Origin of the sequence: Streptomyces cyanogenus (assembly GCF_017526105.1) — a bacterium.
Lineage (GTDB): Bacteria > Actinomycetota > Actinomycetes > Streptomycetales > Streptomycetaceae > Streptomyces > Streptomyces cyanogenus.
In genome coordinates, this window is the sequence record NZ_CP071839.1 from 8,003,411 (window position 1) to 8,020,095 (window position 16,685).

Consider the following 16,685-nt stretch of genomic DNA (forward strand, 5'->3'; position numbering starts at 1 on the left):
GATACCGGAGCTCAGCCGTGGGTCAGGGTACGGCCGAGAAGGGGCAGCAGGCGGTCCCAGTGGCGCTGCAGTGCGGCGGGGTCGAAGGCATCGGTGTCGGACAAGGTGAAGCCGTGAACGGTGCCGGGGTAGATCTCTGAGGTGTAGCCGACACCTGCGGCGTCCAGGGTCCGGTTGAGCTCGCCGAGTGCCTCGGGTGTCATGTCGCCTTCGGCGTGACCGAGGTGGACCTGGGCGGTGAGCCTGGAGAGAGGTTCGGGCCCGTCGGCGGCCACGGGGCCGTGGAACGCGGCGACGGCGGCCACCTGGCCGGGGTGGGCCGCGGCGGTGCGCACCGCCAGGAGGCCGCCTATGCAGTAGCCGGTCACCGCGAACGGACCGGCGCAGACCTCGGACCGGGTGGTGAGGAACCTGAGGTAGGAGTCGGCGTCGTTCAGGGAACGCTCGGGGGTGTGCGCCTCGATCAAGGGCATCAGCCGGGCGAAGACCGCGGGCCGGACCTCTTCTCCGATGTGCTCGGGGAGTTCGATCACGGGTGCGGGGCCGTGCCGGTAGAAGAGGTTGGGGACGAGCACGTAGTACCCGTGCCGGGCCAGTTCGTGGGCCATGTCCCGCAGCACGGGCCGGATCCCGAAGCCGTCCGGGTACATCAGCACCCCCGGGTGCCGCCCGCCTCCGTCGGGGAAGGCGGCGAACGCGTCGGCGTGACCGTCCGCGGTGGGAATGTGCAGCGTCTTGCAGGGCATGAACTCTCCTGTCGTCGTTGATGTGTGGAACCTGTGATCAACACGACGGAGGCGGAGCCCGTGCGGCAACGCGGGATCCCCGGTCCGGAAGCGGGCCCGCAGCGGCCCGTACGGCGCTCAGAAGGGCACCGGGTCACCCATCCGTGCGTGGCGCAGGGCCGTCCCGGTAGTCATGGCGGCGCAGCGTAGTCCACCGAACCAAGCCGACGCCAGCACGGTCGGCGAAGCCGGTCCCGGCCCACACCTCCAGGTGGCCGCACGGCATCCGCCACCGGCCCTACACTTCCGCCATGCCGCTCCAGCCCCGGTCCGCAAGCTCTGCCGAGGAACAACTGTCGGTCATCGATGCGCTGATCGCTCTGCCGTTCCCCGAACGGGAAAGCAAGTCGAAGACGCACCACGGATGGGGCGGGCCCGGGTATCACATCGCCGTTCTCCGGGAGAGCCGGGACTTCTGGGACGTTCCTGATCCGGAGGCGATGACGGCGGCCGAGGAGGAGTTGGAGGCAGACCTCACCGTACTGGTCACGGTGCTGGCCGGGCGTTGGGGCCGTCCGACCGTGGTCGATCTGTGGCCCTGTCCCGGGCTCGACGACCCGGAGCACCCGGACATCGAGGCGCCCGAGCCCCTGGGCTCCCTGTGCAACCTCGCCGGCAGCATGCAGACGTGGCACGTGCCGTCCACTGGGCGCTGGCTCGGACTCACCATCGGCCAAGTCGATCGGGAGTTCCCCTTCGAACTGCTCGCCGCCGTCGGCGAGACCTCCACGCTTCCGAAGTGATACGTCGTCGGGCGGATGCACCCGGCTGACCATCCCGAGCGGCAGGCCCTCAGGCCAGCTGGCGGCGCACCAGTTCGTGCAGCCGGCCGCCGGTGTCCGCGAGGAGTTCGGCCGGGGCGCCCTGCTGGACGACCTTGCCGTCCTCCATCACGATCACCCGGTCGGCGTCCAGAACGGTCGACAGGCGGTGGGCGATGACGATCCGGGTGGCGTTCAGCTTGCGGGTGCTGTCGATGACGATGCGCTGGGTGTCGTTGTCCAGGGCGCTGGTCGCCTCGTCGAAGAAGAGGATGCGCGGGCGCCGGATGAGGGCCTGCGCGATCATCAGGCGCTGCCGCTGGCCGCCGGAGATCGCGCCGTTGCCCGCCACGATCGTGTGCAGCCCCATCGGCATCCGCTTGATGTCCTCCGCCAGCCCCGCCAGCTCGGCCGCCGCCATCGCCTCCTCCGGCGTGTACGGCTCGGCGCCGCAGATGACGTCCATGATCGAACCGGTGAACGGCTGCGCGTGCTGGAGGACCACCCCGCACTGGCGGCGCACCGCCGACTGGTCGAGCGCCGCGAGGTCCTGGCCGTCGTACAGGACACTGCCGGAGACCGGCCGGTCGAAGCCGATGAGCAGCCGCAGCAGCGTGGACTTGCCGCAGCCGCTGGGACCGACGATCGCCACGAACTCGCCCGGCCGCGCCGCGAAGGACACGTCGTCCAGGACCAGCGGGCCGTCGTCGGCGTACCGGAAGGAGACCCGGCGGGCCTCCACGGCTCCGGACAGCGGGCCGGGCCGGGTGCTCGCCGTGCGCACCTCGGGCGTGGCCTCCAGCACCGGCCTGATCTCCTCGAACAGCGGCAGCGCCGCCACCGCCGACACGAACGCGCCGGTCAGCTGGGTGACCGAGGTCAGCACCATCGTCACCGAGGTGCTGAAGGTGAGGAAGTCCGCCGCCGACATCGTCCCCTTGGCCGGACCCGCCAGCAGCATGAACATCAGCAGGGTGCACACCGGCAGGTAGACCGCGCCGAGGACCGTGGTGAGGTTCTTGATCCGGCCGGCCCGCTGCTGGAGCTCCCGGCTGCGCGCGAACTCCCGCGCCCATGCCGCGTACGCGTAGTTCTCGGCCGCCGCCACCCGCAGCTTGGGCAGCCCGCGCAGGGTCTGGAACGCCTGGTTGTTCAGCTTGTTGCCGAGCGTCACCAGCCGCCGCTGCCAGCGCACCTGCCACAGCCCGAGCCCGGTGAACACCGCCGCGATGACGACGAGCATGCCGATCGCCGCCGCGGCCATCGCCGGGCTGTACCAGAACAGCAGCCCCAGGTTCATCGCGCCGACGGTCACCGACTGGGCGACGACCGGGCCGACGCCCGCCAGCAGCCGGCGGATCGCGCTGATGCCCATGGCCGCGCTGGCCAGTTCACCGGTGGAGCGCTGGGTGAAGAAGCGGGTGGGCAGCCGCAGCAGCCGGTCCCAGACGGCCGGCTGGAGCGCCGCCTCGACACGGCCCTCCAGGCGCAGGATGGAGAGGTTCTCCAGCAGCGTGAACGCCGCCGCGACCACCCCGCTCACCATCACCGCCAGGCACACCTGGACGATCAGGCCCTCCTGGGCCCGCGGCACGTACTCGCCGAGCACCTTGCCCGTCGCGATCGGCACCAGCGCACCGATCGCCACCGTCACCAGCCCCGCGAGAAGCAGGTTGAGCAGATCGGCGCGGGTGCCGCGGAGGCTGAACCGGAGCAGGCCGAGCGGTCCGAGACGCTTGTCGGGCAGCGGCCGGTAGAACATCACCGCGCGCGGCTCGAACTCCTCGGCGTTCGCCTTCTCGACGGGCGTCTCACGCCCCGTCCCGGGATGTACGGCCACATAGCCGCCGCGCCGCCACAGCAGGGCGACCGGCGCGCCGGACAGGGCCCGGTGGCCGACCAGCGGGCCCACGTCCTCGCGCCACCAGCGCCCGTCCAGGCGGACGGCCCGGGTGCGCACCCGGGAGGCCAGCGCGACCCGTTCCACGGGGTCCAGCCGGTCGCTCTCGGTGCCGCTCTGCGCGGGCTCGGCGAGGCTGATGCCGGCCGCCTCGGCGACCAGTTTGCAGGCCGCGTAGGTGGCATCCGCGTCGGCCGACGTGGTGCGGCGCGCGGAGCGCTTGCCGATGGAGGCCAGCAGGGTCCGGTCGGCCTGGGCGCGCACGGCCTCGCCGGCCTTGATCCCTTCGGCCGTGCGGGTCTCGTGGGTGCGCTCCAGCTGCTCGATCCACCGGTCGAGCGCGGCCAGCAGCCGGTACTGCTGGTCCACCAGGCTCTGCCACAGCGCCGGGTCCATCAGCAGGTCGGCGGCGGCCTCCGCGCCGTACAGCGAGCCGTACTGCACGCTGCCCGGCGGCACCTGCATCCAGAAGACCTCGTCGTCGGCCGGGGCCGCGGTCCGCTCGTCGGCCAGCGGTGCCTGGAAGAGGACGGACAGGCCGCGGCCGACACCGAGGGCGAGCGCGTACTCCAGCGGGCTCGATGTCGGCGGCACGTACTGCGGGTTGCCGTACTCGTCGTACGACCAGGTCTGGGTCTGCGCCGGCTGGTACAGCTCGCGCAGGTTGACGCGGTGCACCACGCAGTCCCGCACCGGCCGGGCCACCAGCGTGTGCTGCGGTCCGGCGACCGGACCGAGCAGCAGCGTGCCCGCCTCCAGCCGGCCCAGGTGGTGCCAGTGGCCCTGCTGGGCGGCGTCCACCGCGAACAGGTCCAGCGCGCCGGCCGCGACCAGCCACAGCACCTGCGGGCCCTCCAGGTCCAGGCGGCCCAGGCCGGCGCAGTCCAGCCGGGTGCCCAGCGAGCCGAGCGCCCCGAGGACGAGGTCGCCTTCCGAAACGGACGTCATCTCACCGCTCCCTGACCAGCGCCGCGTACGCGCCGCCGCGCGCCACCAGCTCCTCGTGCCGTCCGCGCTCCACGACCGTGCCGTGCTGGAGGACGACGATCTCGTCGCTGTCGCGGACCGTGCTCAGCCGGTGCGCGATCACCACGCAGGCACAGCCGCGCCGCCGCAGGTTGTCCATCACGACCTGTTCGGTCTCCGCGTCCAGCGCGCTGGTCACCTCGTCCAGCACCAGGATGCTCGGCCGGCGCACCAGCGCCCGCGCGATCTCCAGGCGCTGGCGCTGCCCGCCGGAGAAGTTGCGGCCGTCCTGCTCGACCCGGCTGTGGATGCCGCCGGGCCGGCGCATGACCACGTCGTACAGCGCCGCGTCCTTCAGCGCCTCCGCCACGGCCTCGTCGGGGATCGACGGGTCCCACAGGGCCACGTTGTCGCGGACGGATCCCTCGAAGAGGAAGACCTCCTGGTCGACGAAGGAGACGGAGGCGGCGAGCGCGCCGCGCGGGATGTCCTCCAGCCGGCGGCCGTCGATGCGGATCACCCCGTCCCACGGCGTGTACAGGCCCGAGATGAGCCGGGAGACCGTGGACTTGCCGCTGCCCGAGCCGCCGACCAGGGCCACCTGCTGACCGGGGCCGACGGTCAGGTCGAAACCGGTCAGCAGCGGCTGGTCCAGCGGGCTGTAGCCGAAGGAGACGTTCTCCAGCTCGACGTGCCCGTGCAGCCGCCGGGTCGACTCGCCGCCGCCGGGGCGGGCGTACAGCGGGTCGGTCTGGAAGTTTTCCACGTCCTTCAGCCGGGCCACGTCGGCCGCGAAGTCCTGGATGCGGCCCGCCACGCCGTTGAGCCGGGTCAGCGGCGCGGTGAAGCGGGTGACCAGGGCCTGGAACGCGACCAGCAGACCGACCGAGATGTGCCCCTCGACCGCGCGCAGCCCGCCGATCCACAGGATGAGCGCGCTGTTGAACGTGGCGAGCGTCGGCGCGACCACGCCGAGCCAGGCGCTCGGCACGCCGAGCCGCTGCTGCTCCTCCAGTGTGGTGGCGTGCTGCCCGGCCCACTTGCGGAAGTAGCCGTCCTCGCCGCCGGTCGCCTTCAGCGTCTCGATCAACTGCAGGCCGGTGTACGACGTGTTGGTCAGCCGCGCGGTGTCCGCGCGCAGCTTCGCCGTGCGCGTCGCGCGCAGCCGTACGACGAGCCGCATGGCGACCACGTTCAGCAGGGCCACGGCGATCCCGACGAAGGTCAGCTGCGGGTCGTAGGTGTAGAGCAGGACCGCGTACAGGACGACCACGATCGCGTCGACGCCGGCCGCCGCGAGGTCGCGGGCCAGGGTCTCGGCGACCTGGTCGTTGGACTGCAGGCGCTGCACCAGGTCGGCGGGGGAGCGCTGGGCGAAGAACGTCACCGGCAGCCGCAGCAGATGGCGCAGGAAGCGGGCGCTGGAGAGGGTGGAGGAGATGATCCGGCCGTGCAGCAGGTTGGCCTGCTGGAGCCAGGTCAGCACCAGCGTGAGCAGCACGCAGACGGCCATCGAGGTGAACAGCACGCCCAGCAGCGAGGTCTGCCCGCCGATGAGGAACATGTCGATGTAGGTGCGGCTGAGCGCCGGTACGGCAGCGCCGACCGCGACCAGCAGCAGGCTGGCCAGCACCGCCGCCGGGAGGGTGCCCGCGGTGCCGCGCAGCCGGGCCGGCATCGCGCCGAGCACACCGGGCTTGCGCCCGCCCCTGGTGAAGCCCTCGCCGGGCTCCAGCACCAGCACCACGCCGGTGAAGCTGCCGTCGAACTCCTCCATGGGCACGAAACGGCGGCCCTTGGCCGGGTCGTTGACGTACACCCCGCGCCGGCCGAAGCGGCGGCCCATGCCGTCGTAGACGACGTAGTGGTTGAACTCCCAGAAGAGGATGGCCGGCGCCCGCACCTCGGCGAGGGCGGCCAGGTCCATCTGCATGCCCTTGGCCGTCAGACCGTAACCGCGGGCCGCCTTCAGCAGGTTGGAGGCGCGTGAGCCGTCCCGGGAGACACCGCAGGCGATGCGCAGCTCCTCCAGCGGGACGTGCCGGCCGTAGTGGCCGAGGACCATCGCGAGCGAGGCGGCGCCGCACTCGACGGCCTCCATCTGGAGCACGGTGGGGGTACGGACCGTGCCGGTCCGGGACTTGGGGACGGGTCGCTTCGCGGGAGCCGCCCGTCTGCGGCCGCGGGTTTCCTGGGCGGTGGTCACGGGAGCAGCCAATCGACGGGACGCTGGTCGGCGAGCCGGACGGAGCCGGTGGCGAGGGTCATGGAGTCGAGCCGGAACGGCGGCCCGCCGGCGGTGGACCAGCGGTAACCGCTCCTGGTGGACGAGGACGTGTCGAGTTCCACCAGGACGGCCACCGGTCGGCCCTTGCGGGTGAACTGCTCGCCGAGCTGGCTGTCGCCGAGGAACGCGGAGATCGACTGGGCGGACTGCGCGGTGCGGTCCACCGACTTCACCTGGCCGCGCAGCACGCCGTACTGCTGTGTCGGTACGGAGGACACGGTCAGGTCGACGGAGGCGTGGGCGGGGATGGCGGCGGCGTTCTCGGCGGGCACGTACACGGTCGCGTACAGCGGGTCGGAGGCGTGGGCCACCTTCTCGACGGCGGCGACGTTCGTGCCGGTCCGGATGATCTGGCCGATGGTCGCGGCGAGCGTGGTGACGCGGCCCGCGGCGACGGTCCGGACCACCGTGTCGCCTTCGGCGGTACGGACTTTGAGGACGGGCGCGTCGGCGGGCAGCCGCTCGCCCTGCCGGGCGAGGACGGCCGTCACCTGCCCGGCCACCGGGCTCTGCAGCAGATAGCTGCCCTGCCCGTGGGTGAGGATGGCGGGTGCGCTCACCGTGGAGGCGACCGAGCCGGTCACCGCCCACACGGAGGCGGCGGCCATGACGACGACGGTGACGCCGAGCGCGAGCCAGCCCTGCGGGCGGGCCAGCCGCACCGGAAGGTCCAGCTCCTCCGGCGACTGGAGCTTGGCGAGGGCCTGTTGGCGGAACTGCACGGGACTTCCCTCACCTGTGGGAGAGACGCATGTGTGTCAGGGCATCGCTGAGCCCCGGAGCCGTGGGACGGCTCCGGGACCGCGATGGCGCAAAAGTGCGATCAGAGACCGGCGACCAGGCCGTTGACCGGGGCGGTGTTCAGGCCGGACACGCCCTCGACGGTGCCGACGACCGTGTTGACCAGGCCGTTGACGCCCGGAGCGACCTCGTTCACGGTGCCGAGGGTGCTGTTGAGCGTGTTCACGGACAGGCCGCCGGAGACGTTGTCCAGCTCGGCGTCCGAGATCTCGACGGTCTCGACCTGGGGGGTGGAGTTCATGGTGGAACTTCCCTTCATATGGATATTTCACAAGGGGGAGCGGCCCCCTCTGGGGACAGACGGACGGCCGCGACCGCGGGCGCCGGGCACCCGTCTCCGGGCGGCCCGCCGGACCCCGCGGTGCGATGGATCAAAGCACGCAGGCGGGGCGCGCTTCCAATCAACCAGGGCTCCCACCTGGGCACTTGGCAAGCGAAGGGTTTCATCCGTGCAGGTCTGCGCACGGCTTGTCGGCGACTCCTTCACATGCCGCACGGCATCGTCGCGGCGGGCGGCCTGCCCGCCGGACGGCGAATCCGGCACTCCTCGCCAAAGGCGTGTCGGAGGGCGTGCGCTTGTGCAGATCCCTCAGCGCCGGTGAGGTGGCTGAGTGCGGGATGTGCAGATTCCCTGAAGGAGGGATTCCGCTTCAGGTCGGGAACCGACCGTTACCGCTCGGTGGCCGAGCGTGTCCGCCCGGTCGCCGACCGAGCCTGTCAGCCGAGGATCGCGTAGACCGTGCTCGCCCGGGCGGCGAGCGCGCCCGAGGCGGCATCGCTCAACGTGACGTCGGCGAACGCCATCCGGCGGCCCAGCTTCGTCAGGACCGCTTCGATCAGGACATCCGAACCGGTCACCGCCCGCTGGAACGAGGTCGACTGCTGCACCGTCGTCATCGGCACGAACCCGCCCCGCGCGGCCGACACCGCGATCACCGTCGCCGTGTCGGCCGACGCCATCAGCGCCTGCCCCGACAGCCCGCCGCCCTCCCGGGCCAGCCGCTCCGACCAGGGCAGTCGCAGCACGGCCCGGTCCTCGCCCACCGCCTCGACGGTCAGCCCGAGATCGAGCACCCAGGGGGCGAAGTTGACGGAGAGGATCTTGTCGGCTTCGGCGGTGGTCATCGTCATATGGGGGATTGTTCCCGGCCCCCTGCCGCGCCACGCGGAGCGTGGCCGATTCGCCACGCCGGTACGGCCGTTCGGAACCGGAATTGAACACACCATGCGGCCGGCGCGTACCTACGGCCATCCAGGCGCCGCGATACCCACCCCCCGATACGAACTGCCCGCGAGCGGCAGACCCCCCCGTCCCCAGGAGGTCGAGAAGTTTGAGTCACAAGCGAATGCCGAAGCGCAAGGCCGCGATAGCGGTGGGCGGTGTCGCGGCGCTCGGAGCGGCGGCCCTCCTGCTGCCCAACGCCAACGCGTCCCAGGACAAGGACCAGGCGTCGGGCACCACCGGCACCGCGAAGACCCTGAAGGCCGCGGACGCCTCCGGCCTCGCCGCCCAGTTGCAGAAGATCCTCGGCGACGCCTTCGCCGGCTCGTACTACGACAGCGCCAAGCAGCAGCTCGTCGTCAACGTGGTCAGTGGCGACGACAACGTCATCGTCCAGGCCAAGAAGGCGGGCGCGGTCGTCCGCCAGGTCGACAACAGCACCGCCGAACTCAAGGCCGCCGCGCAGACGCTGAAGAAGAAGGCGACCATCCCCGGCACCTCCTGGGCCGTCGATCCGCGCACCGACAAGGTCGTGGTCACCGCCGACGCCACGGTCACCGGCAGCAAGTGGAACAGACTGCAGTCGACCGTGCGCAGCCTCGGCTCCGACACGGCGACCCTGAAGAAGTCCTCCGGCACCTTCAAGACGTTCGTGTCGGGCGGCGACGCCATCTTCTCCCAGGTGCAGGGCGGCAACGTCCGCTGCTCCCTCGGCTTCAACGTCACCGCCTCCGACGGCAGTCCCGCCTTCCTGACGGCCGGTCACTGCGGGGTCGCCGCCAAGGACTGGTCCGACTCCCAGAACGGGCAGCCCATCGCCACCGTCGACCAGGCCACCTTCCCCGGCGAGGGTGACTTCTCCCTGGTCAAGTACAACGACCCGGCCACGCAGGCGCCCAGCGAGGTCAACGTCGGCAACGGCCAGACGGTGCAGATCAAGCAGGCCGCCGACGCCACCGTGGGCGCGACCGTGTTCCGGATGGGCTCCACCACCGGGCTGCACGACGGCCAGGTCACCGGACTCGACGCCACCGTCAACTTCCAGAGCGAGACCGACCCCAACGGCGTCGACACCGTCACCGGTCTCATCCAGACCAACGTCTGCGCGGAGCCGGGCGACAGCGGCGGCTCGCTGTTCACCCAGGACGGCAGTGCCCTCGGCCTCACCTCCGGCGGCAGCGGCGACTGCACCAGCGGCGGCGAGACCTTCTTCCAGCCGGTCACCACCGCCCTCCAGGCCACCGGAGCGACGCTCGGCGCGGGCGGCCAGGCGGGTGCCGGCGGCCAGGCCGGTGCGGGCGACCAGGCGGGTGCCGGTGACCAGTCGGGCGCGGGTGCCGGTGACCAGGCCGGTGCGGGCGACCAGGCCGGTGCCGGTGACCAGTCGGGTGCCGGTGCGGGCGATCAGGCGGGTGCCGGTGACCAGTCGGGCGCGGGCGCCGGTGACCAGGCCGGTGCCGGCGGTGACCAGATCGGCGGCAGCGCCGCCCCGTCCGCACCGTCCGACGCCTCCGGCTCCGGTGCGGCGCACGACGGTTCGTCGTCCCTGAGCGGCACGCGCTAGCGGACCGGTTCGCCCGCAAGGATCCCCGGCCGGCCTCCCCCTCGGTACCGGCCGGCGGGGAAGTGGTCCGGCCCTCCCGCGGGAGGGCCGGACCACGGCCGTGCGCGTCAGCCGTCGTCGCGCGCCCGCAGCAACAGCACCGCCACGTCGTCCACCCGCTCCAGCCCCGCCGCACCGTGCCGGATCACCTCGTCCGCCAGGCTCTCCAGCGGCTGGTTGCCGACGTCCGCGAGCAGCGCGCCGAGACCGACCAGCGCGTCCTCGATGTCGACGCCGGGGGACTCCACCAGGCCGTCGGTGTAGAGGAGGAGGACCGAGCCCGGTGTCAGGGACACCTCGGTCGTCGGATACACGGCCCCGGCGTCGATCCCCAGCAGCGGACCCCCGGCCAGGTCCAGCACCCGCACCCGCCCGTCCGGCCGGCGCAGCAGCGGCGGCGGATGACCCGCCCGGGCCATCACGGCCCGCCCGCGCGCCGGGTCCAGACGCAGGTACAGGCAGCTCGCGAACAGGTCGGCGCCCAGATCGATGAGCAGCCGGTTGGTGCTGCTCATCACCTCGTGCGGCGCCTGCCCCACGGTGGTGTACGCCCGTACGCCCGTGCGGATCTGGCCCATCAGGCCCGCCGCGGTCACGTTGTGCCCCTGGACGTCCCCGATCACCGCCGCCGCCAGCGGACGGGTCGGCACCAGGTCGTAGAAGTCGCCGCCTATCTCCATGCCCTGGGTGGCCGGCAGATAGCGGGCCGCCGCCTCGATGCCGGGCGGTGGCGCCAGCGAGTGCGGCAGCAGCGCCTGTTGCAGACCGTGCGCCAGGCGGTGTTTCGCGTCGTAGAGCACGGCCCGCTCCAGGGCCTGCGCGATCAGCCCGCCGAGCGAGGTGAGCACCGCGCGTTCGTCGGCCGGGAAGGGGTGCGGCCCGGCGTAGGCCAGCACGCAGATGCCCACCGGCCGCCCGGACGCGATCAGCGGCAGGTACGCCCAGGCCGCGAAGCCGTCCGGGGCGTCCTGCCGGTCCGGATACAGCCGCTCCAGCTCCTCCCGCGAGCCGAAGAACGCGGGTACCCCGCTGTTCAGGGCGTGTGTGCCCGGGGTCCGCTCGGACAGCGGCAGTCCGTCGAACCGCTCCGCGACGCGCGCGGAAGGGTAGCCGCGGTGCCCCAGCACGTGCAGCCGCCCGCCCTGCGCCCGCAGCAGCACCAGTGCCCGGCTGCCGACGGCCGGCGCCACCTCGTCCCACACCAGCTGCACCACGTCCTGCACCCCGACCGCCTCGGTCAGCGCGCCCGCCAGGCTCAGAACCTGCGAGATCGTCACCAGCCGGGACGGTCCCGGACCCGCCTGCGGGGTCGCGCGGGTCATCTCCGCCACCGCCCGGGCCCGGCTGATGCGCACACTCAGCCCGGTCGTGCTCGGGTACAGGCGGAACGACAGCCACTCGCCGGGCGGGCGCAGCGCCAGGAACGACGTCGTCTGCTGGCTGATCAGCGCCGCCCGGTACCGGTCCTCGTACATCGGGTCGTTCAGCCAGGGCACCGACGCCCAGGGCAGCGTGCCCAGCAGCTCCCCGACGGTCCTGCCGAGCAGTTCGGCGGCGGCCGTGTTCGCGAAACCGATCCGGCCGTGCAGATCCAGCGACATCAGCCCGTACGGCAGCCTCGACACCATCCGCACCGCCTCGATGGAGCCCAGGGTGCCCGCCACGCCCGACACCGGCGCCGCCAGGACGTCCGGCTCGTGGCCGATCGGCCGGTCCTCCCGCGCGGCCCGCTCCAGCCGCAGCGCCAGCCGTTCGCAGGCCGCCGTCAGGTGCTCGCGCTCCCAGTCCGACAGCTCCGGAGGGTGCGCGCCCGGCCAGGTGACGAACAGGGAGCCGTACACCGTGCCCTCCGTCGCCACGGGTGCCGCGGCCAGCGCGAAGGGGTACGGCAGCACCACCGAGATCCGCGGATAACGGCGGGCCATCTCCTCCTCGCCGCCCACCCACACGAGCCGTCTCTCGCGCGCCGCGTCCGCCACCGGCACCGGCGCGCTGAGCCCCACTCGCTCCCAGGGCGCCGCGAACGCCCGGGGCATGCCCGCCATCACGGCCATCTCCAGGACCGGCTCGTCGGGCCTGAGCAGATACACCGCGCCGGAGTGCGCGTGCAGGTCCTCCAGCAGCGAGGCCAGCGCGAGCGACAGCACCGGCTGCCGGGCCGGCGCCTGGCTCGTCCCTGGCCCGTCGGACACGCCGACCACCTCCTCGTACGGCCGCGCGTCGCATCCCGGGCACAAGACTCCCTCGCGGCGGCGCCCGGCGCACGGCGAGCGTGCGCGGGGCGCCGCTCACGCCCCCGCACGTCGGATGCCTTCGCATACCCCGCCGGACCGTCTCCATGCGCCGGCGCCGCCCCGGAGCCGGCAGGACCCGCGAGCCGGCCGGTCGGCGTCGCGGCGGGCCGTCGGCGGGCGTGGCGTCCGGTGGCTGGCGTGGCGTCCGGTGGGGGACGAGGCACGGGAGGTGTACGAGTTTTCTGTGTGCGCCCCCGTCGCGCCTGGTTGGCCGATTCCATACGCAGGGGGCGACATTCCCGGCCCCGGCAGCGCGGCGGGCGGGCGGAGACGTGCACGGCGGCAGGGGCGGATCGGCGGTGTACCGGGGTGGTGCGCCGGGCGTGTCGTCGTCGTTCCCCGGCGGCGTATCCGGAGTGTCCGTCGGCCGGATCATCACCCCAGATCAGGGGCAGTCCGGCCAACCCGTCGAACAGCGGAGCGGAAGGACGGGTCGGCGGCGGCCGAGTGGCGGACGGCGCTGCCCGGCCGGGCCCGGCGGCGGTCTTTTTCTCGCCTGCCCGGTTTGCGGGCGAGATGCCGGGGCACACGCGGGGGCGACGATCCGGCCAAGGCCCCAGGCACGCACGGGGCTTCGCCAGACGGCCGGAGAGTGACGCAAAAGCACCGCAAGAGTACTCTCCGTTCAACTTCAGGGGGTTGCTTGCGCGTGACTCACCGTGAAGACTGTGGCCGAGTTCCATCGAAACGAAGGTGCTACGGGGTACGCATCATGCCAATCGTGGGACGGCACGTCCTACGGCTGCGTATTCTCACACCTCGTTCCGGACGGCCGGGGCCGCGGGTCCCGCTGTCCGTTCACGAGCCGGGAGGGCCCCGCGCGATCGCCGCGCGGGAGGTGTCGCCGAGGGGATGGGTTATGTCGGGTTGGCGTGTCGCACGACCGGGCTCGGCGCGGGGCCGGAGCCGGCCCCGCGGCCGCCGCGTCCTGCACCGCATGTGTTGAGGGCCTGCGGCCCACCCCGGCAGCACACCGACGGCGGCTGACCGTCCCGCCGCGCACGAGGAAGCCGCACGGGACGTGCGCACGTCCCGTCCGGACCGCCCGGCAGCGGGGCGCAGCCGTGCCCGGAACCGCCCGCGGCCCAGGCCGCACCGGCCCACGGCGTAAACCCCGTGCGTGACTCCGCCGTGCCCGCACGCGCTAGCAAGGAGACAAGGTGATCAGCAGGCAACCGACGGGCGAACGGATCCTCCTGGAGGAGTTACCCGACCGCTGGCGGGGCTTACGCGAGGCCGGGCCGGTGCGGTACGACGAGACCCAGGGCGTCTGGCAGGTGGTGGACCACGAGACCGTCGCCACCGTGCTCGCCGACCCGGCGACGTACTCCTCGGACCTCTCCGCCCTCGCCCCCACCCAGTCCGACTTCGAGACCTTCCGGCAGGGCAACTTCGTCGGCATGGACCCGCCGGAACACCGCAAGCTCCGCACCCTGGTGAGCCAGGCTTTCACCCCCCGGGTCGTCCAGGGGCTCGGACCCCGGATCGAGGCCGTGTGCGCCCGGCTCCTGGACGAGGTCGCCGACCGCGACCGGTTCGACCTGGTCGACGCGCTGGCCTATCCGCTGCCCATCATCGTGATCGCCGAACTGCTCGGCATCCCCGCCGAGGAACACCGGCTCTTCCAGGAGTGGGCGAGCGTCCTCTTCGGAGGTGACCAGCTAGGCGAGGCGCCGGACATGGCCGATCTGGAACGGGCGCTGGAGGCCATCGCCCCCACCGTGCGCGAGATGAACGGCTACATGCTCGACCACATCCGCGCCCGCCGCGCCCACCCCGGCGAGGACCTCACCAGCAGACTCATCGCCGCCGAGGTGGACGGCGTCCGCCTCGCCGACCAGGAGATGGTCGGGTTCGTGGCGCTGCTGCTGGTCGCCGGGCACATCACCACCACCGCACTGCTGGGCAACGCCGTAGTCACCTTCGACCGGCACCCTGGCACGGACGCCGCGCTGCGCGCCGACCCGGCGCGGATCCCGGCCGCCGTCGAGGAGGTGCTGCGCTGGCTGCCGCCCTTCCCTGAACTGGGGCGCCGGGTCACCCGGCCCGTGGTCCTCGGCGGCCACGAGATTCCGGCGGACAGCCTGCTGATGGCACATCTGGGCGCCGCCAACCGGGACCCCGCCCGCTTCGCCGCGCCCGACGTCCTCGACGTGACCCGGAACCCCAATCCCCATCTGACCTTCGGGCACGGCATCCACTTCTGTTTCGGCGCGCCGCTGGCCCGGCTGGAGGCCCGGATCGCTCTGCGTAAGTTGCATGAACGATTCCGCATCCTGGCGATCCCCTCCTACGAGGACATCGCCTACCAGAATCCGGCCGTGATCATCGGCGTACGGCAGCTGCCCGTCGAGGTCGGCAGGCCGTAGCCCGAGCGCGCACCGCGCACCGGCCGGCCCCCACACCGCTCAGGGGCCGGACCGGCACACCTGCACATGAGACCCATCCAACGGGAGTCCCCTTCTCATGCCGTACACCTTCCCCGTCGCTCCGGCCGCCTCCCGGACGCCGTACCTGCTGCAGCAGGAGCTGCAGGACCGCATCGACGCCCTCGCCCGGACCCACCGGGTGCCCGGCGCCCAACTCACCCTGGACACGGGCGCGGACGTCATCACCGTGTACACCGGCACGGCCGACACCGCGACCGGCAGTGCCCTCACCGCGGACACGGCGGTGCCCCTCGGATCGCTCACCAAGCCCTACACCGCCGCGCTCGTCATGCTCCTGGCCGACGACGGCGACCTCGACCCGGACGAACCCGCCGCCGCACACCTCCCGGAACTGGGCGATGTCCCCGAGGTGACCATCCGTCACCTGCTCGCCCACGTCGGTGGGTTACCCACCGGACCGGACTCGGACACGGCCGGCGCGACCACCGCGCCCCGCTATCTCGCGGCCGTCTGCACCGCCGGCGACACGCTGTTCCCGCCGGGGGCCGACTTCTCCTACTCCAACGCCGGCTACGTCGCCGCCGGCCGGCTGGTGGAGGTGGTCACCGGGATGCCGTGGCGCGAGGCGGTCCGGGCGCTGCTCCTCGAACCCCTCGGCACCGTACCGGTGTTCCTCGGGGACGCGGTGCCCGCACGCCATGTGGCCGCCGGACACGCCGTCAACACCGCCACCGGGCAGGCCCGTCCGGCCCGGCAGAACCTCGCTCCGCTGGAGGCGCCGGCCGGAGCGCTGCTCGCCAGTGCCCGGGACCTGGCCGCGTTCGGCAACGCGCTGATCGGCCGCGCGGACCTGCTGCCGCCCGCCGTAGCCAAGGAGATGCGCCGCGCCGAACCGGCCGCCCGCCCGGGCACGCTGGCCGACGGCTGGGGCGCCGGACTCGCCCTGTACGAACGCGACGGCCGCGTGTGGTGCGGGCACGACGGCAACGCCCAGGGCACGTCCTGCCATCTGCGGGCCGACCCGGAGAGCGGGGTGGTGGTCGCCTTCACCGGCAACGCCGGCGGCGCGACCGCGCTCTGGCACGACCTCGTGGCCGAACTGGGCCGGCTGACCGGCATACGGGTGCCCGCCGGCGCGCGGGCCGCGGGCCGGGGCCGCCCCGTCGCCCTGCCCGACTGCACGGGCACCTACCGCAACGGCACCACGACGTACCGCGTGGCGCCGGGGCCGGACGGCTCACCGGCCCTGTCCGTGGACGGCGACCTGCCCCTCCCGCTGGTCTGCTACGCCGACCTCTCCTGCGACCTGCGCGATCCGGCCACCGGGCGCCTCGAACCCGGGGGCCGGTTCCACCGCGATCCGGCCACCGGCAGGGTGGACCGGGTACAGATCTCCGGCCGCACGGCCCGGCGCACCGCCGACGGCTGACCGGCCGGCTACCGCCGGGTTTCCGTTCCCGGCCCGGCTCGGTGCCGCCGCCCTCCCGCCGCATACCGGTGCCGCCCGTACCCGAGCCGGGTGGCCGCGTCGCCCGCCGCACCGGACGGGCTACGGCACCGGTGATCCCCACCGATCGGGTGCCGCCTCGAACCGCCCGGCACCGTCGGCCGGCACATCCCTGCTCCGCCCCCCGCACGCAGCACCGTCGCGCACCCCCGGTGGGCCGCCCCGGCCC

Annotated in this window: 11 protein-coding genes; 4 read left to right on the forward strand and 7 right to left on the reverse strand. The window is 73.0% G+C overall.

Going from position 1 to position 16,685, the window contains the following annotated elements; all coding sequences use genetic code 11:
- Window positions 1-11: 11 nt before the first annotated feature.
- The gene (locus S1361_RS35515) at window positions 12-746 is read right to left on the reverse strand and encodes a dienelactone hydrolase family protein (RefSeq protein WP_208035930.1); all 735 of its coding nucleotides are present in this window, start codon (window positions 744-746) and stop codon (window positions 12-14) included.
- Between the two features lie 290 nt (window positions 747-1,036).
- Between S1361_RS35515 and S1361_RS35520 the strand changes: the two genes are divergently transcribed.
- Entirely contained in the window at window positions 1,037-1,528 is a 492-nt protein-coding gene (locus S1361_RS35520; protein ID WP_208035931.1) for a hypothetical protein, read from the forward strand.
- A gap of 49 nt (window positions 1,529-1,577) precedes the next feature.
- Here the strand turns inward: S1361_RS35520 and S1361_RS35525 are convergent, their stop codons facing one another.
- From S1361_RS35525 to S1361_RS35545, 5 genes are all read right to left on the reverse strand, one after another.
- A complete protein-coding gene (locus S1361_RS35525) occupies window positions 1,578-4,394 on the reverse strand; it encodes an NHLP bacteriocin export ABC transporter permease/ATPase subunit (RefSeq protein ID WP_208035932.1) in 2,817 nt (938 codons plus the stop codon).
- A 1-nt stretch (window position 4,395) separates the two neighbouring features.
- Complete coding sequence (locus S1361_RS35530; protein ID WP_208035933.1) at window positions 4,396-6,618, reverse strand: NHLP family bacteriocin export ABC transporter peptidase/permease/ATPase subunit; 2,223 nt, start codon at window positions 6,616-6,618, stop codon at window positions 4,396-4,398.
- A complete protein-coding gene (locus S1361_RS35535) occupies window positions 6,615-7,421 on the reverse strand; it encodes an HlyD family efflux transporter periplasmic adaptor subunit (protein ID WP_208035934.1) in 807 nt (268 codons plus the stop codon). The genes S1361_RS35530 and S1361_RS35535 overlap by 4 nt, the downstream gene beginning before the upstream one ends.
- A 101-nt stretch (window positions 7,422-7,522) precedes the next feature.
- Window positions 7,523-7,741: a type A2 lantipeptide gene (locus S1361_RS35540; protein WP_208035935.1), complete on the reverse strand. Its 219-nt coding sequence runs from the start codon at window positions 7,739-7,741 to the stop codon at window positions 7,523-7,525.
- A gap of 476 nt (window positions 7,742-8,217) precedes the next feature.
- Entirely contained in the window at window positions 8,218-8,631 is a 414-nt protein-coding gene (locus tag S1361_RS35545; protein WP_208035936.1) for a PaaI family thioesterase, read from the reverse strand.
- A 215-nt stretch (window positions 8,632-8,846) separates the two neighbouring features.
- Here S1361_RS35545 and S1361_RS35550 point away from each other — a divergent pair, with 215 nt between their 5' ends.
- Complete coding sequence (locus tag S1361_RS35550) at window positions 8,847-10,286, forward strand: S1 family peptidase (RefSeq protein ID WP_208036918.1); 1,440 nt, start codon at window positions 8,847-8,849, stop codon at window positions 10,284-10,286.
- Between the two features lie 107 nt (window positions 10,287-10,393).
- Here S1361_RS35550 and S1361_RS35555 read toward each other — a convergent pair whose 3' ends face one another.
- Window positions 10,394-12,526 (reverse strand): SpoIIE family protein phosphatase, encoded by a 2,133-nt coding sequence (locus S1361_RS35555; protein ID WP_208036919.1) that lies wholly within the window; start codon window positions 12,524-12,526, stop codon window positions 10,394-10,396.
- Window positions 12,527-13,779: 1,253 nt separating this feature from the next.
- Between S1361_RS35555 and S1361_RS35560 the strand changes: the two genes are divergently transcribed.
- Both S1361_RS35560 and S1361_RS35565 read left to right on the forward strand, forming a co-directional pair.
- On the forward strand, window positions 13,780-14,988 hold the full coding sequence (locus S1361_RS35560) for a cytochrome P450 (RefSeq protein WP_208035937.1): 1,209 nt from the start codon (window positions 13,780-13,782) through the stop codon (window positions 14,986-14,988).
- Window positions 14,989-15,085: 97 nt separating this feature from the next.
- The gene (locus S1361_RS35565) at window positions 15,086-16,438 is read left to right on the forward strand and encodes a serine hydrolase domain-containing protein (RefSeq protein ID WP_208035938.1); all 1,353 of its coding nucleotides are present in this window, start codon (window positions 15,086-15,088) and stop codon (window positions 16,436-16,438) included.
- Window positions 16,439-16,685 lie beyond the last annotated feature (247 nt).

What these genes read in the sequence shown, in the direction of transcription:
- S1361_RS35515 (WP_208035930.1), bottom strand. Translation starts at nt 746, where the DNA reads ATGCCCTGCAAGACGCTGCACATTCCCACCGCGGACGGTCACGCCGAC.
- S1361_RS35520 (WP_208035931.1), top strand. Translation starts at nt 1,037, where the DNA reads ATGCCGCTCCAGCCCCGGTCCGCAAGCTCTGCCGAGGAACAACTGTCG.
- S1361_RS35525 (WP_208035932.1), bottom strand. Translation starts at nt 4,394, where the DNA reads ATGACGTCCGTTTCGGAAGGCGACCTCGTCCTCGGGGCGCTCGGCTCG.
- S1361_RS35540 (WP_208035935.1), bottom strand. Translation starts at nt 7,741, where the DNA reads ATGAACTCCACCCCCCAGGTCGAGACCGTCGAGATCTCGGACGCCGAG.
- S1361_RS35545 (WP_208035936.1), bottom strand. Translation starts at nt 8,631, where the DNA reads ATGACGATGACCACCGCCGAAGCCGACAAGATCCTCTCCGTCAACTTC.
- S1361_RS35550 (WP_208036918.1), top strand. Translation starts at nt 8,847, where the DNA reads ATGCCGAAGCGCAAGGCCGCGATAGCGGTGGGCGGTGTCGCGGCGCTC.
- S1361_RS35565 (WP_208035938.1), top strand. Translation starts at nt 15,086, where the DNA reads ATGCCGTACACCTTCCCCGTCGCTCCGGCCGCCTCCCGGACGCCGTAC.